The sequence below is a fragment of the Curvibacter microcysteis genome (assembly GCF_028649455.1).
Lineage (GTDB): Bacteria > Pseudomonadota > Gammaproteobacteria > Burkholderiales > Burkholderiaceae_C > Curvibacter > Curvibacter microcysteis.
Map to the genome: position 1 here is coordinate 185824 of NZ_JAQSIO010000001.1, position 25700 is coordinate 211523.

Below are 25700 nucleotides of genomic sequence, written 5' to 3' on the forward strand. Positions count from 1 at the left end.
GAAGCACTCATGCCAAGCTCCCCGTCAAACGCTTGCGCGCCATCCACAGATTGGACAGAGCAAACAGCGTGTGCAACTGCGCCGTGTTCTTGGCCAGGCCGCGGTAGCGCACCTTCACATAGCCGAACTGGCGCTTGATGACGCGGAACGGGGGCCAAGCGCGGGCTTTTTTACGCCTGCCGCTTGCCCATGGCCCAGATGTAAACCCCGACCTTCAGCAAGGCGTACACGTCCGTGAAACGGCTATTCACCTCTCTCCACACCTTCGCGCCCCGAAAACAACGATGCTTTAACTACTGCACTTCGAAAGCATGCAAACCGGTGCAAGCCCCACGACCGATTCTGTTTTAAGGCTGTGGGATCATTTGGGCGATCAGGACCCGTTGTGCGCAGGCGCCAAGGGCGGGTGTTACGCCGTAGGCTGGGTGGCGAAGTCCTTGGGGTTCACGCCCAAATCTTCCAGCTTTTTCGCGTACGAGTCCCTGCGTTTGGCTGCCTTGGCCGCTGTCTCGGAGGCGGCTTGTATGGCCTTGGGCCCTTTATGGGCAGCCGCCTGGATCAGCCCGAACTTGTGAGTGGCCTCCGCCTCGGCCCGCTTGAACGTGGCGATGAGTTCAGCGTGGGCAACGGATGGATTCACAGCAACTCCCCGATCAATCGACGCCGTCATTCTTAAATTTTGACGCTGGCGCGAAGCAAGGCGGTTCTCAAATCGCGCGTGGCTTCTTTATGAACATCCACCTTTTGAACCGCCAGGTCGAAAGAAGAGCCTGGCTTGATGCTGGTAGGCAGTATCTTTTTGGCTGGAAGCTTGGATGGGTACGTACCTTGACGTGGACACATGCGAACGGAAAACCCGAATTCTTCGAGCACGCCTTTCGCATACAACTCCGCCAATTGTTGAAACGTCACGTAGGTTGAGCGTTTCACGTCTTTGCGTCCTGGTTGGCAGACGTCGCGAACCAGTTCGAATTTTCCGTGTGAATCGCGCTGGGTATCGGTGAACGGATGCAGCAAGAAAGTCTGACGAACGCCATCCTTTTTGGACACCCGAATGTGCTCGACAGCGATATCGGTTAACAGCATGTTGTTTTTCCAGCTCCGAAAGCTGCGGGTTGCGTGACCGCATCAGCCGACACATCGCAGACAGCAGATTTTGTTTTCAAGAGATGTCAACGGGGAGCCGAGTGGCCCTTGGGATGCGGGTTGATCGTGCGGGCAAAAATCACCCAGCGGGCGCGGACTTTAACTGAACGACCGCCAGTGGTCGATCCCGATGGCACGGCAATGGACCGCTTGGGGTCAAAACTGCCTGCCAAGGGTGGTCAATTCAAAGCCCATTGCCAGCCTCAACCGGCCTACGCACCAGCCCCGCACCCTCCCCCTCAAACCGCCCGAGCCCCCGCCGCCATCCGACTCCCCCCATCCGCCACCAGCGCCACCCCAGTGACGAACGCGGCATCGGGCCCCGCATTGAAGGCCGCCACCGAGGCAATGTTGACGCTGCTGGCAGCGTGCGCCAGAAGCTGTTCGACACGGGCTGGGAGCCGCGACCCGCCGACGCGGCCGACATGAGCCGCCTGATCGACAGCGAGCGCAAGAAATGGCAACCGCTGATCAAGGCGCTGGGCATCACGTTGGACTGAGCTCGCAGAACTCCAGATTGAGCGCCAGCGAATTCACCCAACGGGTACGGCCGCTGGGCCAGCGCTGAGCTTGCAACGCCGGGCAATGCGTTGAGCCGCTTCGCTGCATTCACCGCAGCCCGCTCCGATGCGATAGAACCGGTTCGGCGGGTCTGGGGTGAAGTGGGGCATGAACGGTCAGCGATCGACCATGCCCTTTCATTCAAGACGCAGTCTCAGAACCATGCCCAAATGCGCCGCAGCAACGCAGGAGCCGGTCGAGAAGCGCGGGCAGGTTGGAACACGTAACGGCAGGCTTTGTTCATGACTTGGGCTGAGAGAGTTTTGCCACCACTGTACAAAAAATCAGTATCATGAGCAAGGGTCTCAAAGCTCCCTGCCCCCTCAACCAATTCCCCCCCGTTGTCAGAATGGGCACGCGCCAGCGCCTTTCCTTTTAACTGATGTCTCCAGCCCTCGCGCCCACCGAGCTCCCGGGCTTCATCCTCACGCGCCACTGGCGCGATCTCGCAGAGGGCACCGAGATCGAGTACTGGCTGGCCACCGATCAGGGGCCGAAAAAGGTGCTTCTGACCCAGCAGACCTCGGTCGCTTTTCTGCCGGCGCGCCACCGGGCTGTGGTGCAGCCCCTGCTGGCGAACCTGCAGGGCCTGGAGGTGAAAGAGCTCGGCTTGAAGACTTTCGAGCAAGAGCCTGTCCTCGGTGTTTATGCCCGCAGATTCCGCGATCTCGACAAGCTGGCTCGCGCACTCCAGCCGCTGCAGATCCCACTTTATGAAGCCGATGTGCGCCCGCACGACCGATACCTGATGGAGCGGTTCATCACCGCCGGTGTTCTGGTCGAAGGCGGGCTTCGCGACGGGGCAACCATCCTCAACGGCAGGCTAAAGCCTGCGCCCGGTTGGCGCCCAGCGTTGAAGGTCGTGTCACTGGACATTGAAACGAGTGCGACCGAAGAGCTCTACTCCATCGCACTGGACAGTGCGGGTGACAGGGTGGTGTTCATGCTGGGGCAGGCTGCAGAGCCTGCAGCGCCAACGATGGATTTCAGGCTTGTTGACTGCCCAACTCGCCAGGCCATGATCGAACAGCTCAACGCTTGGTTTGCGGCCCATGACCCCGACGTCATCATCGGTTGGAACGTGATCCAGTTCGACCTGCGGGTGCTGCAGAAGGCGGCCGATGCCAACGCTGTCCCGCTGCTGTTGGGGCGCGAACGCCGGCCCATCGCGTGGCGCACCCACCCAGGCCGCCAGGGCTACCTGTTCGCGCCCATGCCCGGGCGCGTGGTGGTCGATGGCATCGAAGCGTTGAAGGCGGGCATGTGGAGCTTTGCGTCGTTCAGCCTCGAAGCGGTCTCGCAGAAACTGCTCGGCGAGGGCAAGGAGATCGGCGATGCCTACGACAAGATGGCCGAAATCGAGCGACGCTACCAGCACGACAAGCCCGCGCTGGCCAGCTACAACATCCGCGACTGCGCGCTCGTTCTGCGCATCTTCGACAAACTGGAACTGCTGCCCTTCGTGCTCGAGCGGGCGCAGACGACGGGTTTGCAGATCGACCATTTTGGTGGCTCCATCGCCGCGTTCAGCCACCACTACCTGCCGCGGATGCACCGGCTGGGCTATGTGGCGCCGAACGTGGGAGACATCGCGGCCAAGGCTTTCCCAGGCGGCTATGTGATGGACTCGACGCCGGGCTTTTACGACTCCGTCGTGGTGCTGGACTACAAGAGCCTGTACCCCTCCATCATCCGGACTTTTCTGGTCGACCCTGTGGGCCTGGCCGAGGGGGCGCACGCCGAGACCAAGACCGGGCTGGTGCGGGGGCCGCAAGACACGCTGTTCTCGCGCGATAAGCACTGCCTGCCCGACATCGTGACCGCCCTGTCCATCGCCCGGGACGAAGCCAAACAGGCGCACAACCAGCCGCTGTCGCAGGCCTTGAAGCTGCTCATGAACTCGTTTGCTGGTGTGCTGGGGGCATCGGAATGCCGCTTCTTCAATCCGAAGCTGGTGTCGGCCGTCACCCTGCGCGGCCATGAGGTGATGAAGCTCACCCGGGCGTTTGTGGGACAACACGGGTACCAGGTCATCTACGGCGACACCGACTCGATCTTCATCTGGCTCAAACGCCCCTACCCCAACGCCGAGGCGCACGCCATTGCGGCCAGCCTTGTGCAGCAGATCAACGCCTGGTGGACCCACAAGCTGCGCGAGGAGCAGCAACTGGAGAACTTCCTCGAAATCGAGTTCGACACCCACTATGCCAAGTTCTTCATGCCCACCATCCGGGGATCGGACGTCGGCAGCAAAAAACGCTATGCCGGCCTAAGCGTCGATGAGAAGGGGCACGAAGAGATGGTTTACCGCGGGCTAGAGATGGCCCGCAGCGACTGGACCCCGTTGGCACGCCAGTTTCAGGAGGGACTGCTGTCACGCATTTTTCATGGCGAGCCCTACCGGGCCTTTGTGGCCGACTATGCGCGTTCGATGTTGGAGGGAAAAATGGATGCCCTGCTCGTCTACCGCAAACGCCTGCGGCACCGGCTTGATGCCTACCAAGTCAACGTACCGCCCCAGGTGCGCGCGGCGCGCCTCGCCGACGCACACAACGCACGGCTGAAACGCCCCCAGCAGTACCAGCGTGGTGGCTGGATCCAGTACGTGATGACGCCGAGCGGCCCCGAACCTCTGGAGGCCCTGCATTCGCGCATTGACTATGAGCACTACCTGGTCAAGCAACTTCAACCCATCGCCGATGCGATTCTGGCGCCCCTGGGGGAGAGCTTTGTGGAACTGACGAGTGCGCAGAAGGTGCTTTTTTAGGGGCTGCGGGGGAGCGACGCAGCGCGATATCCGAGGGCAGGACCCGCTGATCGGCGCGAGAGGTGTGTCTGCTTGAGCGCGCGACTGTGCTTTGAGTTTCAAGCCACGCGCCGTTGAGACCAGGCTGTCCACCAGGTACGGATCAAGCACCTGAGTGGCGAACCGTCCGCCCGTCCCTGGCCACCACCTTTCTTTCTCAGAAGATCAGAATTCAGCTCAGAATTCCTTATCAATCGAGGACTTAGCCTGGAAGTCGGTTCAAGTGGTGTCTCTGAATCCCACAACGTCCCATTCTTGCGTGTACCCAACTCCCTGATGGTGGGCCTGACTCGCATGCCCAGCTTTATGAAGAGCTCAACTGCTCAGATTCTGTCTTCGTAGGAATACATGAACTACCTCCTGGTAGTCCAAGTTTTCGTCCGCACCCCCACCTGTGCAGAAACTGCTGGGTCAATACATGATTTCGAAATGCAGTAGTTAAAGCACCATTGTTTTCGGGTCGCGAAGGTGTGAAGAGGGGTGAATAGCCGGTTCATGCTGAACTGAGACATTCCTGCCGCCTAGCTTGAATTGCAGCAATCACGAACACCGACCATTCAACGCCGATAGGAACAAGCGACGACTTTACCCTCGATTCCGGTAGCACGACTGCAGCAGAATCAGTGAGTTGGCGTTCTTAGCAGGCGAAAAAATGCTGTGCAGAAGAACAGACGAAGAGTTGCTTACCCCTCACGGGTTTGACTGCATTTATGCGATCAATATTCGCGTCGTTTTAAGCGTATCGTGCAAGGACAGTCATGAAGAATCGACCCGATGCGACCAGAGCCTCTGTGGTAGCGTACCCTCCCCTTGGCCATTCCAACTTGTGGCTAAATGGTGGCGAATGAGAGGCGAGCGTGCGTCAATTAGGAATCGAGCGAGGGGCAGCACCATGACTAGCAGAAGTCGACGTACTTGAGTTCGCCGACGCATTACAGGCAGATCGGATATTTGGGAGTGGGGGGTAAATAAATGCAGTTTGTTGCCAACGGGCCGGACATCCCAGATGCCCTGTTGCAAGCACATGAGGAGGGTCGCGTTGTCTTCTTCTGCGGCGCAGGTATCTCCTATCCAGCAGGCCTTCCCGGCTTCGGCGGCTTGGTGGAAAGCATCTATAGAAAGGTGGGCACGACACGCACACCTATCGAGATGCAGGCCTTCAATAACTATCAGTATGACGCCACACTGAACCTCCTCGAAGACCGCCTGCCGGGTCAGCGGAAGGGGCTACAGATGCGCCGGGCTCTGTCCGACTCGCTGAACCCGAAGCTGAGAAGGAAGGGGGCGACGGAAACCCATGCAGCGCTGCTTCAGCTTGCAAGGAATCGCGAGGGCAAGTTGCGATTGGTGACGACGAACTTCGATCGCGTTTTCGAGCGTGTAGGTAAGCGCGCATCCATCCCCTTCACGCCACACGTCGCTCCCATGCTTCCGGTACCGAAGAACAGCCGCTGGGATGGGCTTGTCTACCTCCACGGGCTGCTGCCCATCAAACCCGATGAGAACGCCCTGAACCGCTTGGTGGTGACCAGTGGCGACTTCGGGCTGGCGTACCTCACGGAGCGCTGGGCTGCCCGCTTCGTGAGCGAGTTATTCCGAAACTATGTCGTTTGCTTTGTCGGCTACAGCATCAACGACCCAGTAATGCGGTACATGATGGACGCGTTGGCCGCCGACCGGATGCTCGGGGAGGTCACTCCGCAGGCATGGGCACTTGGCGACGTGAAGCCCGGCGAAGAAGTCACTAAGACCATCGAGTGGAAAGCTAAAGGGGTCAATCCCATCCTGTACGAGGTGGCTGCTGGCGACAAGAGTCACTCCGCTCTACACAGAACCCTGAAGGCATGGGCCGAGACCTACCGGGACGGCGTCAACGGCAAGTCGGGCATCGTCGCTCGCCATGCACTGGCCCGGCCTGCCGCCAGCACGAAGCAGGATGACTTCGTGGGCCGGTTGCTTTGGGCGCTCTCGGATAAGTCGGGCACCCCGGCAGAGAGATTTGCCGACTTAAATCCTGTCCCATCGTTGGACTGGTTGCTGATTGCTTTCGCCGACGATCGGTTTCGACATGCCGATCTGCCGCGCTTCAACGTGTCACCTCGCTCTGAAGAGGATGCCATGCTGAGCTTTAGCTTAGTCTGGAGACCAGCGCCGTACCAGCTTGCGCCCCGAATGTCACTTGTCTCGGGCGGTGAGCCCAACTTTAGATGGGACGATGTCATGTTCCACATTGCTAGATGGCTAACGAGACACCTGAATGACCCCGCTCTCGTGCTTTGGCTTGCAAAAAGGGGGGGGGCAGCTCGAAGACAGATGGTCGTGGCTGATCGAGCGCAAGCTGGACGAACTGAACGGGCTCGAACGGGATGGGAAGGTTGCCGAGTTGGCGGCAATACGGATCAATGCGCCGAATGCAATTCCCAGTCCACTAATGTGCCAGCTGTGGCGCATGCTGCTTGCCGGCAGAGTTAAGCCCAACCGGAGCGATGCCGACCTCTACACCTGGCGGCGAAAGTTGGAACGCGACGGCTTCAGCACAACTTTGCGCCTCGAATTAAGAGATCTCCTGTCGCCGTACATTACGCTGCAAGAGCCCATGCGCTGGGAACAGGAGGCTGATCCTTCAGCGGCGCCGATCCGAATCAGGCAGTTGGTTGACTGGGAGCTTGTCCTAGCTGCAGATCATGTGCACTCCGCTCTTCGTGACCTGTCTTCTGATACCTGGCGCGCGGCATTGCCCAAGCTTCTCGGTGACTTGCAGGGCCTGCTGAGAGATGCGTTGGACCTACTCTGGGAACTAGGCGAAGCCAACGACGAGTCAGATCGGTCGTACTGGGATATGCCTTCGATTTCCGATCATGGGCAGAACAAGGGCTTCCGCGACTGGGTCGCCTTGATCGAGTTGCTCCGCGACGCCTGGCTTGAGACGAGGGCCATCGACGCCGCATACGCTGGCGAACTGGCGCGCGCTTGGTTCGCTCAACCATACCCGACGTTCAAAAGACTCGCGCTTTTCGCAGCTAGTCACGACAGAAGCGTAGAGCCAAGTGTCTGGGTAGGGTGGCTGACAGGACACAACGCGTGGTGGCTGTGGTCAATTGAAACCAAGCGGGAGGCAATAGCGTTGCTTCGCCTACAGGGGCCGAGGCTTAGCAAGGACGGTCTGACGAGCTTAGAGGAAGCTATCCTAAAGGGTCCACCCAGAGAGAAATACACGGACGAGATGAAGCCAGAGGACTGGCAAGAACTCTGCGAATGGTGCATATGGCTGCGACTGGCGAAACTCCGGTCCGTTGGCGTGGAACTGGGTAACGAAGCTGGCTCGAGGCTCGAGGCACTCTCAGCTCGGTATCCGGTCTGGCAAGTGGCGCCTGACGAAAGAGACGAGTTCTCGCATTGGATGACAGGCAGCGGTGATCCCGATTTCAAGCGTGAGACGACTCCTGATCGAGCTCCTGTCAAGGCGAGGGAGTTGGTGCTGTGGCTCAAGAAGCCGCCACTAGAGAGGCCCTTCTTCCACGAGGACACCTGGCGAGACACCTGTCGCCAGCACCTCTTAAACAGCCTGTGCGCGTTGCAGCAACTGGCGACGGAAGGCGTGTGGCCAGAGCACCGCTGGCGAGAAGCCCTTCAGGTGTGGAGCGACGCGAAGCGAGCCAAGCGATCCTGGCGGCACGCGGCGCCGCTTGTCCAGGCGATGCCGGACAGCGCGCAGCTCGCGTTGGCTCACCAGATAAGCTGGTGGCTGAAGGAGGTTTCAAACACCTCCATCGCAGACTCGGATCTGTTGATCCGGTTGTGTCGCCGAATACTTGGTCTGGATATCGAGCCTGGCTCCGGCATTCAGCGAAACGGGCAGCCGATCGACGAGCCTGTGACGGAGGCGATCAACCATCCAATCGGACACGCCACCCAGGCCCTGCTCAATATTTGGCTCAAGGCTGAACTGAATGACGGAGATAGACTACGCGACGATCTGAGAGCTACTTTCACTGCACTCTGCGATACCCAAGTGCCGCGATACAGGCATGGTCGAGTGCTCCTCTGTGCTCACGTCATATCGCTCTTTCGTGTTGATCCCGCTTGGACGAAACTGTACCTTCTACCCCTCTTCGAATGGGCTCGCAGCGCGTCGGAAGCGAGAGCAGCTTGGGAGGGGTTCCTGTGGTCTCCACGGCTTTACCTGCCCCTGCTTACCGCGTTCAAGCCGGCGTTCCTCCAAACAGCTACTCACTACACCCAACTAGGGGAACACGGGCGCCATTTTGCTGCATTCATGACTTACGCAGCCCTTGAGCCACTCGATGGCTACAGTGCCTCGGATTTCCAAGCCGCGTTCGAAGTTCTTCCGGTCGAAGGGCTTCGTGAAGCCGCACAAGCGCTGTCGCAAGCATTGGAAGGGGCTGGGGAGCAACGGGAGGAATTCTGGAAGAACAGGGTCAAGCCACTATGGCAGGCTATCTGGCCGAAATCACAGAATCTTGTCTATCCAAGTATCGCAAAGCATCTCGCCCGGCTTGCCATAGCCGCAGGCGACGAGTTTCCGGCGGCTCTTACTGCAATTAAGCCCTGGCTAATGCCCATCGAACATCCAGCCTACGTCGTAGGCCTTCTCAAGAGGGCCGGGCACTGCCGACGGTTTGGCGGAGCTTCACTCAAGCTCCTTGCGGCCATCATGCAGGATCAGCCGTGGGGTTGGGATGAGATTGACCTCTGCTTAGACGAGATTACAGACTGCGACCCACTTCTCATAAACGAGCCGCGTTTCCGGCGCTTACGCGAGCAAGGGCGCCCGCGTAGAGGGTAGACCGGGAGCGCTGCGGACACGTTTAACTACAGAGCAGGCTTGCCATCTGAAATCGTCGGACCGGTTCACTTAAGGTAGCGGCTGTTCGAAATTGCACTGGTGCTTGGACTGAACGTCAGCTTGGTGACGATTTGCGCATGTTCGTCCATCATGGGCAACTAACCGCTTCCGCTGCATAGCCGACATCATCGGCCACCAATTGACATCAGCTGAACTCGAACATCCCACTCAGGCCAATTGCCTGGCTGTTCGTGATCCACGAACAGCCCCCACTAAATCAGCTCAGCAAAACTCTCGCCTCTGCAACCTCAGCCACTCCCGATCAATGCTCGCTGTCAGTTGCTCCAAATCAGCCTGATCAACGCCTTGTTGCTCAAAGTGCTGGGCCCACCCATCCACCGTGCGCGCCACCTGTTGAACCAGCGCCAAGGCACGAGGACGCTTGATCCCGTACTCGCTCAGCTCGGAGAGTGCGTTCTCCAGTGTGGACTCCGCGCCCCCTGCCCCCACGGACATGGCTTGGTAGCCCAGGTTTTGCATCGTCGGGACCACATCAAAAGCGGGCGAGAGCCCGTAGTAGCCATCAAACCCCAAGCGCACGCAATGGTTACGCTCATGGTCATCGGTGTTGTCCATGAGGATGTTGAAGACCATGCGCTTGAACAGCTCCTCCCTCATGGCCACTTGCTGATCGGGGTTCGCTAAACGCAGCAAGACCGTCGCCAAGGCGCCGTAGCTTTCACTCAAGCCCGCCGCGGTCAGAACGGTTTTGGCCGAGAGGCAATGGATGCGAAAGCCACCGAACCGATCAAAGCGCTGAATCGTCAAGGCATGCCGCTTTTTGCCTTGCAGGCGTGGCAGCGGCAGCACAGCGGTGCTGGCGACGTTGATGCCCGCCCGGGCCGCCAAGGTCATCGAGGCGTGCTCAATCAGTGGGGTGTCGACCGGATCGACGATCTCGCTGAACTTGATCACGCACGGGCCATCGTCCGTTTGCAAAAGCGCCTTGGGTCGGGCGCCTCCCAGCGTGGCGCCCGGGCGCACCAGGCGTTGAATCTCGGGCGTGATGACGGCGTGCGACTGCACATCTTCGATGGCTTGGGCCAGGCGCCCCAAGTCAGCCAGCTGGGCATACGGCCCATGGGTTCTGGGAAGGTAGTGCTCCGCCGAGACAGACACACCGAGGGCCCCAAAACGGTCGTCGCCGGCAAACAGCAGCATCTCCAAGATCGACAACCTCGAGGGCCGATCCAGGTGCCGAATGATGCGCTCGCCCCAGCGATCGGGTCTGGCGTCGTCGACCGCGCCGGGCGCACTGCCTCGCAGGCCGGCACTGAATGTCTGGCCCGCGATGATCGGCAAGTCCTCGCTCAAGGCGAAGTTCCACCAAGTCGGTGCGTAAGACAACGTGGCGCAGTCGCTGACCAGGTGCGACAACTTCAACTCACCCACCAGCCTCGGGTTGGCAGGGTCCACCAGGATCCAGAGGTACAGGGTGTCCTGTGGCGTGTAAGTTTCAGGGGCGATGCCGACGCCACTCATGGAAACCTCCGCCCGGTTGGCGATGGCGGTGTGCCAGCGGCTGGGTGCCGTGGGTCTGTGCTTGCCACGGCTGTGCAGCCGTGGTTTGGCCCTGCCAGCGCGGGCGACCCATGAGGGTCAAGCGCAGCTTCTGCCTTCACCGCAAGACTTGGCTGGATCAAGGCGGCGACCTCGGCCTCAGAGCGCATCCCCAGCAGATCCGCCATTCCCCGGGAGGCGGCTGCCAGGACCGAGGCAGTGTTCGTCTTGGCGGGGTCAACCGCAGGCTCTTGAGATTTCGAGGCTTTCACCCCGCCCCTGCGGGGGCGGATTCGCGTCACCTCGCCCTCAAGGGCGGCGTGATCGTTCAACGGCGCAATCAAATCCGCCAAGCCTGCACGGGGGTTGATCAACCAGATGCACATCACGTAAGTGGCCATGGCAACGGAGGGGTCGCCACGCTCGATCCGCGCCATGGTGGGCTGCGACACACCCAGCCTCTCAGCCCACTGGGCTTGTGTTTCTCGCCGCCGCTTTCGCGCGATGACGATGTACTGCCCCAAAAGCTCAATCTGCTTGACGACCGCTTGGGGATAGTCTTCGGGCTTGGTGTTTTGCCTTGGCATCCATAGATGTTATCAAAGATCGAATAAATAAAACTTTATGAATATTAAATGAAGCGCCCTGCCCCTGTGAAAGGCAGGTCAGCGCGCAGGCACTCAAGCCATGAAGCGCAAGCACACTTCAATCAAAAATTCATTGATGGTCTTAAAAGTCGATTTATCAAACTTCTATGAATAATTTGTCACTTCTTCCCCACGCTGCACGCTGGGCCAGCCCTTCAGGCGCAGCGTGCCTTCAGTAGCCCACGGCAGGATCCACCACGTCCAGCAAAGGCTGGCCGGCCAGCCAGCGGCGCAGGTTGTCCAACACCTTGGCACTGGTCACTTGCTGCACCTCGCCTGCAGACCATGACAAATGGGGGCTCAAGCGCACAGCGGGGTGCGTGTAGAGCCGGTGACCGTCAGGCAAAGGCTCAGGGTAAACAGCGTCCAGCGTGGCCGCGCCGATGCGACCACTGTCCAGCGCGGCCAGCAAAGCCTCCTGATCGATCAGGCGACCGCGTGCGATGTTCACCAAGTGCAGGCCAGGGCGCGCATGCGCCAGGGTCTGGGCGTTGAGCAAGCCTTCCGTCTCTGCCGTGATGGGCAGGGCCAGCACCAGGTGGTCGGACTCGGCCAGCAAGGCGGCCAGCGACTCGGCACGGCGCACACCGGGTAAAAACTCCCCCGCGTCCGAGCGGCGCAGCGCCGACACCGTCATGCCAAACGCCAGCGCCAATTGGGCCACCTGACGCCCAATGGCGCCAAAGCCCAACAAGCCCAGGTGTTGGCCGTGCAGCAGGCCCAGAGGCTGTTGCTCGGCACGCTGAAACTCGCGCCGCCAGGCCTCGCTACTCTGTACCCAGCGCGTGTCCAAGGCCTTGTTATGGGCCAGCAGGGCGGCGAAGACGTATTCGGCAATGGGCAGGGCGGCCACGCCGCGCGCGCAACTGACCTGGGCAACGTCAAAGATCCAGGGCGGAAAAAAGTCGATGCCCACCGACGCCGTCTGCACCCAGCGCAAGCGCCCTGGCCAACCCGCAGGCGGGGCCTTTGGCGCCTGGCGCCAGCCATTGCGCGGGGCGGTCAACAACACGTCCGCCTCATGGGCCCGCTCCCAGGCGGGCGTGTGCTCGTCGTTGATCACGCGAAGGCCTGGCCCCAGAGCCTCGATGGCGCGGCCCGTGACCTCGCCCAACTGGTTCAAGACCACCAAGGGCTGATCAGCACCCATGCCGACTCCCGTTCAATGCGGCTTGCGTAAGCACTGCCGCAACGGCACATCCCGAAATGAGCACGTTCATACCCCCGCCACACGAACACGGCTGCGTTGGCCGTCCACCGACACCGGCACATCGCCCGCCACGGTCACGCGGCGCACCACGCGATGGGCATCGCCGTAATCGTTGATCGCGTAGTGCTGGGTGGCGCGGTTGTCCCAGATCGCCACATCGCCCGGGCTCCAGCGCCAACGCACCGTGTTCTCCAAGCGCGTGATGTGGGCCTGGAAGATGGCCAGCAGATGCTGACTGTCATGGCCGTTGTAGCCCAGGAAGCGCTTGATGAAGTGGCCCGCCACCAAGGTGCGTTCACCGGTTTCGGGGTGCACGCGCACCAAGGGGTGCTCCGCTTCGATCAGGCGCGAGGTGAAGATCTCACGGTACTTCTTGCCGCCATGTGCACCGGGTTCAGCCCGCGTGGCGGCGTAGTCGTAGTCATTGCCGTGCAGGGCCCACAGCTGGTCGGCCAACGCCTTGAGCGCGGGAGGCAGTTCATCGTAGGCCGCTGCCGTGTTGGCCCAAACCGTATCACCCCCATGGCTGGGCAAGGTCACGGCACGCAGCACCGCGACCTGCGGGTAGGCCGCCTCAAAGGTGACGTCGGTGTGCCAGGAGTCGGCCCGACCGCCATGCTGCGAGTCCAGCTCCAAAATTTGAGTGCCGTCGCGCGAGGGCACGGTCGGGTGGGGCACCAGCTCGCCAAACAAGCGGGCAAAAGCCTGGTGCTCAGCGTCGTCCAGGTGTTGCTGGCCTTTGAAAAAGAGCACCTTGTGGCGCAGCAGTGCCCGCTTCAGTGCGGCAAAAGTGGACGGCGCCAATTGGCCAGACAGGCGCAGGCCACGCACCTCAGCCCCCAGCTTACCGGCCAGCGGCACGGTCTCCAGGCTCACGACTTCAGATGAAACAGGTTCGGACAGAACAGCACTCATGGGACACTCCTTGATAAGGTGGACAACGGTGATCAGGGCTCTACCGTAGGGGGCTGAGGTCTTGGTGCGAACGAAGAAATCAGTCCATCGATATGCGCCGCCTGAGGCCTGGCGGCATCCTGCTGGGGCCGCGTTCGGCTCACCAAGCAACGGGCACAGCCCTGCGCGCTCCACCGCACACGAGCTCAGCCACAGGGCGGCCGGGCATGCCGGTCGCCCTCCCCTCCTCCTCTTCTCTCGTGGCCTCAGGCCGCCTGGGCCTGGGCCGCGTAACGGCTCTCTGGTCGGGCCAAGCCCAGGTTTTCGCGCAGGGTGCGGCCCTCGTAAGCGGTGCGGAACAGGCCGCGCTTTTGCAGCTCAGGAACCACCAGATCGACAAACTCGTTGAGCGACTGCGGCAACACCGGCGGCATGATGTTGAAGCCGTCGGCCGCGCCGTTCTCGAACCACTCCTGCATGCGGTCGGCAATGGTTTGGGGTGTGCCCACCACCACCCAGTGGCCACGCGCACCGGCCAGGTACTGGTACAGCTCGCGCACGGTGAAGCCCTCGCGCCGAGCCAGCTCGATCACCACATGGGCGCGGCTGTTGATGCCGGGCGGCAGCTCGGGGTAATACGGCGGCGGGGCCTCCAGGTCCCAGCGGCTCAAGTCCTCGTTGGGCCAGAACGGCAACAGCGTGGCCAGGCCCACCGAGGGGTGGATCAAGGCCTGCAGCTCGGCCCACTTGGCCTGCGCTTCTTCTTCGGTGCGGCCGATCACTGGTGAGATGCCGGGCAGCACCAGCAACTGTTCTGGGCGACGCCCGTACTTGGCCAGGCGGCCCTTGACGTCGCGGTAGAAGGCTTGCGCTTCGGCCAAGCTGGTCCAGGCGGTGAAGATAGCCTCGGCACTGGCGGCGGCCAGCTCTTTGCCATCTTCGGATGAGCCCGCCTGCACGATCACCGGGTGCCCTTGCGGCGGGCGCTCCAGGTTCAGCGGCCCCTTGACCTTGAAGTACCTGCCGACGTGGTTGAGGGTGTGCAGCTTGTCGGGGTCAAAGTAGACGCCACTGGCCTTGTCGCGCTGGAAGGCGTCGTCCTCAAAGCTGTCCCACAGGCCTTTGACCACGTCGACAAACTCGTGCGCGCGTTCATAGCGCTGGGCCGGGTCCGGGTGGGCGGCCAAGCCGAAATTGCCGTGCACATTGTCGGCACTGGTGGTGACCACATTCCAGGCCGCGCGGCCCTTGCTGATGTGGTCCAGCGAGGCAAACTTGCGCGCCAGCAAAAAGGGGTCTTCGTAGGTGGTCGAGGCGGTGGCCACAAAGCCGATGTGGCGCGTCACCGCCGACAGTGCCGCCCACAGCGTGACGGGCTCAAAGTACGACATGCGCCCCTGGCGGCTCAGCGACTCAGCATCGCCCCGGTGCCAGACGCCCGGGCTGTCGGCCACAAACACTTGGTCGAACAGGCCACGCTCAGCGGTCTGGGCCAGCTCGATGTAGTGGTCGATGTTGACGCCAGCATCGGCCTGGGCGTCAGGGTGGCGCCAGGCTGCAATGTGGTGGCCGGTGGCCATGATGAAAGCGCCCAGGCGCAGCTGGCGCGGGGCGGGGGTCGAGGTAGGGGTCGAGGTGGGTTCAGTGGCGCTCATGCGCGGTCTCCTTGGGGTGTTGGACTCATCAGCGGGCAGCGGCCAGAGCCTGGCTGCCACTCAATTCGCCATTGGCGGCGTACTCCGGCCAGTAGCCTTCGAGCTTCTGGGCCTTGAGGGCGGCGTCCAGGAAACGCCGGTCAAACCAGGTGTCGATATCGGGCTGCTTGCGGATCAGCTTGAGCTTGAAAGACTCTTCGCTGGCGTCCTTGTAGCGGGCCACCAGGAAGGGGTCGAGCAGGGGCGACACGCGCACCCGCAGCGGCTGGCCAATGAAGTCCTCGCGCCAGTACTTCTCGGGCAGTTCGGCCTTGCCCCATTGGGCAAACAGGTCGGCGCGCTGGGCCTCCTCCGAATAGGCGCGCGCCGTGCGCACCACCACATTGACCACCCGCTGCACCAAGGCCGGTTGCTGGGTGGCGAATTCTTCGGTGGCCAGCAACACCGTCTGGCGCGTGTAGCGGTACGAGTCCTGGGCGGCCGACCACACCACTTTGGCCACCCCCTTGTCGCGCAGGGCAAACAAGTCGACATAGCCGAAGGCAGCATCGATGTCGCGCGTGGTCAGGGCGGCCTGGGCGCCGGCCGGGTCGAGGTTGATCAGCTTCAGGTCGCTCTCACGCAAGCCCTTGGCGGCCAAGGCGCGCACGGCCGACAGGTGCAGGTTGGTGCCCTTCCATACCGCCACGCGCTTGCCACGCAGGTCCTCCAGGCGGGTGATGGGCGAATCTGGTGGCACGCCCAGGTACAGGCCGTTGCGCACGCCCGATCCCAGGATGATGCGGGTCTTGACGCCATTGGCACGGTGCACGATGGAGGGCAGGTCGCCCTGCCAGGCCAGGTCGAGCTGGCGGTTCACCAGGGCCTCGTTGACGGCCGGGCCTGCACCCTTGAAGAAGATCCAGTCGACCTTGATGCCGTCTTTTTCAAACTCTTTTTCAAGCAGCCCTTGGGCGTTGACCAGGCCCACGGTGGAGCCGCCCGTGCGCGGTGGCTGGCCCACACCGCCATTGGCCACGCCAATGCGGATCACGTCGGGTCGGGTGCCCTGGGCCCAGCTGGGGGCCACTGCGGCCGCGGCGGCCAGGCTCAGGGCCTGCAGCGCATGGCGGCGGTGGAGTGCTTTCAGGTTCATGCCAATCATCCTGCGAATGCCGCCCCCACGGGCGGCTTGGGCCCCACCTTAGGGGAGGCTCGGGCCGCCGGGAACGCAGCAAAACGGATTTGTATATGCGGGGATTCCAAGGCGGCACGGCGCAGCGCAGCGGGCCCGGGCGCCCTCCCCTGCACCGCGTCTCAGCGGCAGTGGCGACAGGCGGGGTTGTCGACGTCGGGGCGGGCGTCGGGCACAAAGCCCGCGCGGTTGGGCATCTTGACGGCGGGCAGGCTGCGCGCATCCAGCACCGCGTCGGCGGGCACGATGCCGTTGGCGTGCAACAACCAGGCCGTCACGGCATACACCTCGTTGGGCGCCAGGCTTTGCGGCGCGTTGTAAGGCATGGCACGGTAGATGAAGTCATACACCGTGGTGGCATAGGGCCAGAAGCTGCCCACGGTCTTGATGGGCCGAGGGCTGTTCAGGCTGCCATGGCCACCCACCAAGCGGTCAGCCGGCTTGCCCTCGCCCTGAGCGCCGTGGCAGGCTGCACATTTCTCGGCGTAAACGCGTGCGCCCTCGGCCACGCTGCCCCGACCTGGGGGCAGGCCCTGGCCCTGGGCGTCGATGTCGATGTTCCAGGCGGCGATGGCGGCGTCGGTGGCCGGCCGACCCAGGCCCAGGGGCTGGGCCACCAACAGCGTGGGCAGCAGCGCCGCCAGGCAAGCCATCGGCACGCGCAGGCGCAGGCCCCGGCGGGTGAGGTGGGCCGAAGTGGCCTTCAACTCAGGCGTGGACATTGCTCAAACTCCCGTCGGCGGCCACACGCCAGCTTTGGATGGCGTTGTAGTGGTAGATCGAATTCAGGCCCCGGGCCTGCACCAGTTGGTTGCGTGTGGGCTGCACCTGGCCGCTCTCGTCGGTGACGCGGCTTTGCAGCACGGTGGGCGCACCGTCCCACTGCCAGGGCAGGCTGAACCTTGTCAGGGCTCGGTTCAGCACCGGTCCCTCCAGGCGCGCCTCGCGCCACTGGCGGCCCCCGTCAACCGACACTTCCACGCGGTGCACCCGCCCTCGACCACTCCAGGCCAGGCCGCTGATGTCGTAAAAGCCCGCGCCTTGCAGCAGGTGGCCCGGCGAAGGCCGGGTGATGACGGACTTGGCGTCCATCAAGAAACTGAACTGACGCGCGTTGCCGTCGGGCAGGGAATCGGTGTACTTGGCGGTTTCCTCGCGCGACATGAAGGGCTCGGTGCCCAGCTTGAGGCGGCGCAGCCACTTGATGCTCATGTTGCCTTCGAAGCCGGGCAGGAACAGGCGCAGCGGGTAGCCGCTCTCCGGGCGCAGGCGCTCGCCGTTCTGCGCATAGACCACCAGTGCGTCCTCGAAAGCCTTCTGAATCGGAATGCTGCGCGACATGGCCGCGCCGTCCGCCCCCTCGGCCAAGACCCAGGCTACCTCGGGCTTCACGCCGACCTCGTCGAGCAGCACCGACAGCGGCACGCCCGTCCACTCACAGCAGGACAAGAGGCCGAGAGAGAGCTGCACATTGGCCGAGGTCGGCTTGGCCCATTCGGTGCCGGTGTTGCCCGAGCACTCCAGAAAGTGAATGCGCGACACCGAGGGAAAGCGCACGAGGTCGTCCATGGTGAAGATGCGCGGGCGCTGGGCCAAACCATGGATCACCAGGCGGTGCTGTTGTGGGTCGATCTGAGGGATGCCCGCGTGGTGCCGCTCAAACACCAGACCACTGGGCGTGATGATGCCGAACAGGTCTTGCAAGGGCGTCATCGACGAGGCCGCCCCCGGTAAGGGCGCCCCGCCCCGACTGCGGCGCTGTACGTGGCGCTCAAATGGCGAGGGCTCACCATAGGGGTGCCACAACACGGGCTCGCCGGGCTGGCGGGTCCAGGGTGGAATGGCCAAGGGGGCTTCGGGCGCGGCAGCGCTGGGGGTGGCAGCCGAGGCCGCAGCCGCGCTCAGCGTGGCACCGCCAATGGCGGCGGCACGGCGCAAGAACTGACGCCGCGCGGGCGGAGCGGAGGGTGGTGGGGTGCTCATGGTGAAAGGTCCAAGGGACCGGGAACAGGGAATCCAAAAGTGATGCGCCCAGCCCGGCAACCGGGTCGGGCGCGATGTTCAAGGCCGGGCTGGAAGCGGCTGACTCAAACAGCAAAATGCCAGTTCAAAGGCCCTTCTGCCAGCTCACGCTCGGGCTTGAGCGGAGCCTCAATCAGTTCGGCCTCGGGGTGGCCAGCGAACTCGCGCAGCACCGCCTCTTTGACTTGGGTGAAGGCCAAACTGGTGCGCTCGCGCGGGTGGGCCAGCGGCACGGGCAGCACGCGGCGGATGCGGCCTGGACGCGGCTCCATGACCACCACGCGGTCGCCCAGGTAGACGGCCTCTTCCACGTCGTGGGTGACCAAGATCATCGTGATGCCTTCGGCCTGCCAAATGCGACGCAACTCCTGCTGCAGGTGGGCGCGGGTCAAGGCGTCCAGTGCGCCAAAGGGCTCGTCGAGCAGCAGCACCTCAGGCCGGTTGACCAGGGCGCGTGCAATCGCCACGCGCTGTGACATGCCGCCGGAGAGCTGATGCGGGTAGGCGGTCTCAAAGCCCGTCAGGCCCACCAGCTCGATGTGCTCACGCACTGTGTGGCGCTTCTGGCCCTCGGTCAGCTTGGCGTTGAGCAGGCCCAGGCCAATGTTGTCACGCACATTGAGCCAGGGAAACAAACGGTGCTCCTGAAACACGATGCCGCGCTGCAAGCTGGTGCCACGCACGCGTTGGCCATCGAGCAGGATCTCACCCTGGTAGTCCTCCTCCAGGCCGATGATCAAGCGCAGCAAGGTGGACTTGCCGCAGCCACTCGAGCCCACGATGCTGACGAATTCGCCGGGCTTGATGCTCAGCGAAATATCGCTCAGCACTGGCAGGCTTTCGCCCTTGACCTCGTATTGTTTGCTGACCTGTTGGATCGCCAGCGTTGCTGCATGTGCCATGGGTAGTTCGATCGCCGTGAAAGGTTATTGAAATTGCGCCACCGAGCGCCCGCGCCAGGCCAGCAGCCGGTTTTCCAGCTGGGTGGCCAGCCAGTTCAGGACAAAGCCCACGAGGCCAACCACGATCACGTCGAACAGCACCAGGTCCATCCAGAAGTGCTCGCGGCCATCGATCATGGTGTTGCCAATGCCCTCGCCCGAGACCAGCAAATACTCGGCGCCCAGGGTGGCCAGCCACGCGTAGATCAGGCCCAGGTGGATGCCGGCAAACACGGAAGGCAGGGCCGATGGCAGCACCACGCGGCGCAGCATTTGCCAACGCGAAAAGTCCAGCACGCGCGCCACCTCGATCAGTTCGCGCGGCACGCTGCGGATGCCCTCGAAGGTGTTGAGGACCACCGGAAAGAAGGCCGCCAGTGACAGAAACGCCACCTTGGCTGCATCGCCCAGGCCGAACCAGACTGAGATCAAGGGGATCCAGGCAAACAAGGAAATCTGCTTGAGGGTGTGGAAGCTCGGTCCCAGCAGGTGCTCGCCCAGGCGAGACAGGCCCAGGACCGCACCAAACACCAAGCCCGCACTGGCCCCGATGGAGAAGCCCGCCAGGTCACGCCACAGGCTGGCGCGCAGGGCCCGCCACAGCTCGCCGCTGAGGGCCTGGTGCACGGCGGTGTCCCACACCTTGCCCAGGGGTACGAGCAAGGGCGACTGGGACCAGCCCAGGCGGACAGCCAGCCACCACAGCAGCAAAATCAGCACGGGCAGCACCCAGCCGCGCAAAGCCTTGGGCACCGAGGGCCAGGCCCGAGGGCTCGCCTTGGCCAGCGAAGACGTCGCAGCGTTGGAGGAAGAAGAAGGGGTGACCTGGGTCATGGGGCAGAACCGGTGAGGGGTTGCAAGAAGATTTCAGGGCTGTGCGCTGTACTCAGAAGCCCGTGCGACGCCAGCGCAGCAACCACAGCTCCACACTGGCCAGCACCTTATCCAGCGCAAAACCGACCACGCCCACCACCACGACAGCGGCCATGACCACGTCAAGCTGGAACAGCTGACGGCCGTAGACGATCATGAAACCCAGCCCCTCGGACGAGGCCAGCAGTTCCACCACCACCAGGGCCAGCCAGGCGTGGGTCAGCCCATAGCGCACACCGTTCCAGATGGGGGCGGCGGCGGCCGGAAACACCACCCGGCTCAGCAACTGCCAGCGGCTGAAGCCATACACCCGCGCCACCTCGATGTAGCGGTTGGGCACATTGCCAATGCCTTTGTAGGTATTGATGGCAATCGGCACCATGGCCGCCTTGGAAATCAGAATGATCTTCAAAGCCTCGTCAATGCCCACCAACAGCATCAGCAAAGGCATCCAGCCCAGCACCGGCACCTGGCTGAAGGCCTTGAACAAGGGGTAGACATAGTCTTTGAAGGTGGGCGACAAGCCCATGGCCACGCCCAGCAGCAAGCCCAACGCGGCCCCGAGGCCGAAGCCCGCCAGCACGCGCTGCGCGCTGATCAAGAGGTTGTCGCCCATCTCGCCGCTGCTGATCAAGTCCCACAAGGTGTCAGCCACCACGCTGGGCGCTGGCAGCACCTGAGGCGCTATCCACTCCCATCTCGCCGCCAGGGCCCACAGCAGCAGCACCGTCAACGGCACCGGCCAAGCCAGCAAGGTGTCGCGCCACCAGTTGCCCAAGCGTGGCGCAGGCCCCTTGGGCTGGGCAGAACACTCCGCCTTGGCGGCCTGCGGCGCGGGGGCCGCTTCTGGTGTGGCGGGCGCCGTGGCCCCGCGTTGCGCAACGGCCTCGATCTCGGCCTGCTCCAGGGCCAGGTACAGCGGGTGACTCATGGCAAGACTCCTTGACAGCCTTCAGGGGCGGAATGGGGGGATCAGCTCGCGCCGTTGATACGGCCGTCGGCCTGGTACTCGGGCCAGTAGGTCTCGAGCTTCAAGTCCTTTAAGGCGGCGTTGAGGAAGCGGCGGTCAATCCACTGGTCCACGTTGAAGCGTGACCGGGTCAGCTTGAACTTGTAGGCCTGCTCCACCGCATCGCGGTAGCGGGCGGTCAGGAGGGGGTCGAACTGAGGGTTGAAACGCACGCGCAGGGGCTCGCCGTCGTAGTCCTCTTTCCACACCTCGAAGGGGAATCCAGTGCGCGCCCAGAGGCGGAACACCTCGTCGCGGTTCACATCGTCCGAGGCCCAACGTGCGGTGCGAACGATGGCGCGCACCACGCGGGTGGTGATCTCGGGATGGGCTTGGGCGAACTCGTCGGTCACCAGCACATGGCCTTGGCGCGTGAAGATGGGCGAGTCGCCTTTGCTGGTGTAGACGATGCGTGCGGTGTTGTTCAGGCGCAGCTGGATCAGGTCCAGACCACCAAACACGGCGTCAATGTCCTTGGTGGCCAGGGCCGCTTTGGCCGTTGCAGTGTCCAGGTTGACCGCACGCAAGTCCTTTTCGGTCAGGCCATTGGCCTCCAGCAGGCGGTTGATGGGCAGTTGCGCATTGGTGCCCTTGAAGATGGCCACACGCTTGCCCCGCAAATCCTTCACCGACTGGATGGGCGAGTCCGGTGGTACCGCCAAATAGATGTTGCTGCGCACGCCAGTGGCCAGTATCAGCCGGGTCTTGAGGCCCGCAGCACGCGCCACGATGGCGGGCAGGTCGCCCTGGAATGCAAAGTCCAGTTGGCGGTTGGTGATGGCCTCGTTGACGGCCGGGCCCGCCCCCTTGAAGAAGAACCACTCGACGCGCAAACCGTCCTTCTTGAATTCTTCTTCGATCCAGCCCTTGGCGTGCGCAATCGACACCGAGCTTCCATAGAAACCAGGGGGGTTTCCAATGGCGGGCTGGGCCACGCCGATGCGGATGACCGATGGCGTGCCCTGGGCGCGAGCCCCCGTGGCAGCCAGCGCGGCAGTGGCCGCGCCCCATGACAACAATTCGCGCCGTGCAATGCCCATGTCGATCTCATGATGGTGAAAGATGGGCTCGATTCTGGAAGCCACCCCCACACCACGGGAACGAAGAAAACGGTATGACTTGGATCAAAAAATAAACAAGCACGAAGCGCCCGAGTCCTGCGCGCACGCGCGGGCGCCAGCGCTGGCCGAAGCCCAGCCGGCACCCGCCGGAATCAAATCGCGTAGTCGCTGCTCGGTGTTTCGCTGGCCAAGGCCTGGCCCACCACGGCGCGCGACAAGGTGGGTGCAAACGAGCTGATGAAGGCGTACTCGTAGCTGCGCAAATAACTGCCCCAGCGCACAGCCAAGCGGGTCAGGTTGATGCCAAAAATGTGCCCTGCGTCGATCGCGCGCAGGCCGGTGTCGCGCTCGGCTTCGTAGGCGATGGAGGCCACGATGCCCACGCCCATGCCCAGCTCCACATAGGTCTTGATCACGTCCGCGTCCATGGCGGTCAGTACCAGATTGGGTTTGAGCTGGCGTTGGCCGAAGGCTTCGTCAATGTGGCTGCGACCGGTGTAGCCCGTGTCGTACGTGATCAAGGGCCACTGTGCGAGGCGCTCCAGCGTCAGCGGAGCGTCCAGCAGGGGGTGGCCGGGCTGCACGACCACCGCATGCGTCCATCGGTAGCAGGGCAAGGCGAGCAAGGTGTCGTACTGGGCCAGGGCCTCGGTGGCAATGCCCACATCGGCCTCGCCTGACAGCAGCATCTCAGCCACCTGGCGCGGTGAGCCCTGGTGCAGATTGAGCTTCACATGGGGAAACTGGGCTCGGAACTCCTGCACCGCTGCCGGCAGCGCATAACGGGCCTGCGAGTGGGTGGCGGCGATCGACAGCAGGCCATTTTGCTGGGCCACGAATTCTTGACCCGCTTTTCTCAGGTTGCTGCTGTCGAGCAGGATGCGCTCCACGATGGGCAGTAGGTGGCGTCCAGGCTCGGTCAGGCCGGTGAGGCGCTTGCCAACCCGAACAAACAGCTCGATGCCCAACTCGTCCTCGAGTTCGCGGATCTGGCGGCTCACACCCGGCTGGGATGTGTGCAAGGAGTTCGCTACTTCGGTCAGGTTAAAGCCGCAGCGCACGGTTTCGCGCAGCGAGCGCAGTTGCTGGAAATTCATCTGAAATCTACCGTCACGGCGTGGCAAAGGGCGCGATGCTGCCTCTCTCATGCGCTCTTGGAAACGAAGATTTCCTCACTAAGCCCGAGCAAAAGTTTCTATACCCAAGCTGGAGCGCAGTGGCGACGCCCAGGAAGCTCCCTCTTCCACTCAATGGCTGCCCCCAGGCCCTGAGTGCCTGGACCCGTGCATCTGTGAGCCGTTGAGGTGACCGCCCCACCCTCATGGGGCACGGGGGTGGTGCCTTTGTCGCCCCGCGCTGCTTCTCCTGCTGGCCCAGGTGTTTCGCTGAGCCTCCCTGGTCTACAGCCCACCCCATCGGCCTTCTTGACATATGAAAACCTAAGATTATGCTTAATAATCTTAGGTCAATAAAATCTTGTCAAAAGCAGACATTCAGAGTGCGAACAAAAAAATGACTGATAAAACAAGCACTTACAGCAGACCCGGTTTGGCTGGGCAGTTGGGGCGCCACCACTTCGCCCACTTGCGTTGTGTTGCCGAAGGCGTGCCCATCCTGGAGAGTGCATTCCGCTATCTGGGGATCGAACATGGCAAGCAAGCTCAGGCCGCCCACAGGCAAGCGGTGGATGCTGTACAGGCCATCGCGCGGAAGCAGTCAAAGAAAACATGGCGCCTCATTGGTCTCACGATTCGCGCTGGGAGCCATGGGACGGATCAACGCCCTACCCTGCAGGAGTTCATTGAGCAAAGCTCGCTTGAAGATTGGAGCGAAGAAGAAGCGTTGCTGTTGTACGAACAGGCTTTTCCTGCCGATCGGAAAAGTCTCCGAAATCAACGCTTGCGCAATCTTCAACACCGTTTACTGACTGAGATCGAAGCTTCCAGCGCAGAGACACCCAGGCCAGAGGATTCCGTCTTTGCCTGGTTTGATGAGAAGACGGCCGCCAAGCTGGCAGGCGCAGGAATACAGAGCCTTGCCGATTTGCACCAAAGAATTCAGACAGGGGGGCGGTGGTACGCGGTCATTTCTGCCATTGGGGCGGGCAAGGCAGAACGGATCGCGAGCCACCTGGCCATGCTCCTGCCGCAGGCTCAACCTGTTCCGCAGGTGCTGTTCAATGTGCCTGCTGCATCTGCTGCCCATCAAGGCGTCGCGAGTCAAAGCCCTACCGTTGTCGACGTGGCGGCCTACCCGAAAAGCGAAAGCGCCCTGCCCTCTCCCGTGCCGAGCGCTCTGATGACAGCCAGCTCCGACTTAGAGGCGATCGAGGCATGGATTGGCATGCGGGCCAATTCTCTCCAAACCGCCAAGTGCTATCGCAGAGAGGCTCATCGTTTGTTGCTTTGGTTGCGGTATGAAGCCGATGGCATTCCATTCGGTTCGATGCGCATCGAAGACTGCCGCAGATATCAGTTGTTCCTGGAGTCCATCCCCGCTCATTGGATGTCGAAGCGTCACTTGTCGCCAGGTATGCCTGGCTGGGCTCCTTTTCGCGGCCCACTCTCACATTCGAGTCGAAAGCAGGCGCTGGTCATTGTCTCTTCCATGTTTGCCTGGTTGGTCGATGGGCATTACCTCCCCAGCAATCCATGGGCTTTGATGGGAAGGAAAAGAGCGCGCCCGGAGAACTTGGTCTCATCCAGCAGCAAGGCCTTTTCAGAGGAGGCCGTGAGGGATTTTTTGTCATTTCTCGAGAGATTGCCCCCCTCCCCTTCTCGTTCAAGAATGCGCTTCATCCTGCTGTTTGTGGAGTCCGTGGGTCTTCGATCTTCAGAACTCTTGGGTGCCAAATTAGGCGACTTGAGATGTCTTGATGAAGGTTGGTTCCTGCAAGTCAATGGCAAAGGTTTGAAGAATCGTTTGGTCGGCATTCCCAAGCAGGCGTTTGAGTGCTTGAACAACTACTTGTTGGAGCGCGGCCTGGGCGCCATTGGTCTCGGTGCTGATCTCGAGGAGGCTCCTTTGTTGGCCAGCACCATTGATCCTATGAAATCCATTGGGTATCAAGCCCTGTATGAAACCGTGAAAATTTGGGTCAGTCGGTTTGTTTCACAAACCCAACTCAGCGCTCATGAGCAACTGCATCTGTCGAATGCCTCGACTCACTGGTTGCGCCACACCTTTGGTACTCGGGCTGTGGCTCGCAATGTCCCTCTTGATGTGATTCAAGCGCAACTGGGTCATGCTTCGATCACGACGACCGCGAACATTTACGGTCGGGCTCCAATGCGGCGGCGTGCTGACGAACTTTCAAAGGCCTTTGGATAGTTTA

The 25700-nt window shown here is 62.1% G+C and carries 18 protein-coding genes and 1 pseudogene; 4 read left to right on the plus strand and 15 right to left on the minus strand.

Going from position 1 to position 25700, the window contains the following annotated elements:
• Positions 1–7 precede the first annotated feature (7 nt).
• From PSQ39_RS00795 to PSQ39_RS00805, 3 genes and pseudogenes are all read right to left on the minus strand, one after another.
• Positions 8–157: pseudogene (locus tag PSQ39_RS00795) on the minus strand (transposase); the annotation flags it as partial.
• Between the two features lie 252 nt (positions 158–409).
• Positions 410–670, minus strand: coding sequence for a hypothetical protein (locus tag PSQ39_RS00800; RefSeq protein WP_337961919.1), 261 nt, complete (start codon positions 668–670; stop codon positions 410–412).
• A gap of 2 nt (positions 671–672) precedes the next feature.
• Positions 673–1086, minus strand: coding sequence for a hypothetical protein (locus tag PSQ39_RS00805; protein ID WP_273924691.1), 414 nt, complete (start codon positions 1084–1086; stop codon positions 673–675).
• A gap of 428 nt (positions 1087–1514) precedes the next feature.
• Between PSQ39_RS00805 and PSQ39_RS00810 the strand changes: the two genes are divergently transcribed.
• The 3 genes from PSQ39_RS00810 (at position 1515) to PSQ39_RS00820 (ending at position 6985) form a co-directional block, all read left to right on the plus strand.
• Positions 1515–1646 carry a hypothetical protein gene (locus tag PSQ39_RS00810; protein ID WP_273924692.1) on the plus strand — a complete coding sequence of 44 codons (132 nt, stop codon included), beginning with the start codon at positions 1515–1517 and terminating at the stop codon, positions 1644–1646.
• Positions 1647–2089: 443 nt separating this feature from the next.
• Positions 2090–4474, plus strand: a complete 2385-nt coding sequence (locus tag PSQ39_RS00815; protein ID WP_273924693.1) for a DNA polymerase II — start codon at positions 2090–2092, stop codon at positions 4472–4474.
• A 1011-nt stretch (positions 4475–5485) separates the two neighbouring features.
• Complete coding sequence (locus PSQ39_RS00820; protein ID WP_273924694.1) at positions 5486–6985, plus strand: SIR2 family protein; 1500 nt, start codon at positions 5486–5488, stop codon at positions 6983–6985.
• A 2617-nt stretch (positions 6986–9602) separates the two neighbouring features.
• Here the strand turns inward: PSQ39_RS00820 and PSQ39_RS00825 are convergent.
• The 12 genes from PSQ39_RS00825 to PSQ39_RS00880 form a co-directional block, all read right to left on the minus strand.
• The gene (locus tag PSQ39_RS00825; RefSeq protein WP_273924695.1) at positions 9603–10862 is read right to left on the minus strand and encodes a type II toxin-antitoxin system HipA family toxin; all 1260 of its coding nucleotides are present in this window, start codon (positions 10860–10862) and stop codon (positions 9603–9605) included.
• An 837-nt stretch (positions 10863–11699) separates the two neighbouring features.
• Positions 11700–12677: an NAD(P)-dependent oxidoreductase gene (locus tag PSQ39_RS00830; RefSeq protein ID WP_273924696.1), complete on the minus strand. Its 978-nt coding sequence runs from the start codon at positions 12675–12677 to the stop codon at positions 11700–11702.
• Between the two features lie 66 nt (positions 12678–12743).
• Positions 12744–13652, minus strand: a complete 909-nt coding sequence (locus PSQ39_RS00835) for a TauD/TfdA dioxygenase family protein (RefSeq protein WP_273924697.1) — start codon at positions 13650–13652, stop codon at positions 12744–12746.
• A 245-nt stretch (positions 13653–13897) separates the two neighbouring features.
• On the minus strand, positions 13898–15286 hold the full coding sequence (locus PSQ39_RS00840; protein ID WP_273924698.1) for an LLM class flavin-dependent oxidoreductase: 1389 nt from the start codon (positions 15284–15286) through the stop codon (positions 13898–13900).
• Between the two features lie 28 nt (positions 15287–15314).
• Complete coding sequence (locus PSQ39_RS00845) at positions 15315–16421, minus strand: ABC transporter substrate-binding protein (RefSeq protein WP_273924699.1); 1107 nt, start codon at positions 16419–16421, stop codon at positions 15315–15317.
• Between the two features lie 161 nt (positions 16422–16582).
• Positions 16583–17113, minus strand: a complete 531-nt coding sequence (locus PSQ39_RS00850) for a c-type cytochrome (RefSeq protein ID WP_273925594.1) — start codon at positions 17111–17113, stop codon at positions 16583–16585.
• 55 nt (positions 17114–17168) lie between these two features.
• Positions 17169–18443 (minus strand): sulfite dehydrogenase, encoded by a 1275-nt coding sequence (soxC, locus tag PSQ39_RS00855; RefSeq protein WP_273924700.1) that lies wholly within the window; start codon positions 18441–18443, stop codon positions 17169–17171.
• Between the two features lie 104 nt (positions 18444–18547).
• Entirely contained in the window at positions 18548–19384 is an 837-nt protein-coding gene (locus tag PSQ39_RS00860; RefSeq protein WP_273924701.1) for an ABC transporter ATP-binding protein, read from the minus strand.
• A 24-nt stretch (positions 19385–19408) separates the two neighbouring features.
• Positions 19409–20257, minus strand: a complete 849-nt coding sequence (locus PSQ39_RS00865) for an ABC transporter permease (RefSeq protein WP_273924702.1) — start codon at positions 20255–20257, stop codon at positions 19409–19411.
• A gap of 52 nt (positions 20258–20309) precedes the next feature.
• On the minus strand, positions 20310–21227 hold the full coding sequence (locus tag PSQ39_RS00870; protein ID WP_273924703.1) for an ABC transporter permease: 918 nt from the start codon (positions 21225–21227) through the stop codon (positions 20310–20312).
• Between the two features lie 41 nt (positions 21228–21268).
• A complete protein-coding gene (locus PSQ39_RS00875) occupies positions 21269–22345 on the minus strand; it encodes an ABC transporter substrate-binding protein (RefSeq protein WP_273924704.1) in 1077 nt (358 codons plus the stop codon).
• 173 nt (positions 22346–22518) lie between these two features.
• Complete coding sequence (locus PSQ39_RS00880) at positions 22519–23463, minus strand: CysB family HTH-type transcriptional regulator (RefSeq protein WP_273924705.1); 945 nt, start codon at positions 23461–23463, stop codon at positions 22519–22521.
• Between the two features lie 379 nt (positions 23464–23842).
• On the opposite strand from PSQ39_RS00880, the gene PSQ39_RS00885 reads away from it, so the two are divergent.
• On the plus strand, positions 23843–25696 hold the full coding sequence (locus PSQ39_RS00885; protein ID WP_273924706.1) for a tyrosine-type recombinase/integrase: 1854 nt from the start codon (positions 23843–23845) through the stop codon (positions 25694–25696).
• The last annotated feature ends 4 nt before the right edge of the window (positions 25697–25700 follow it).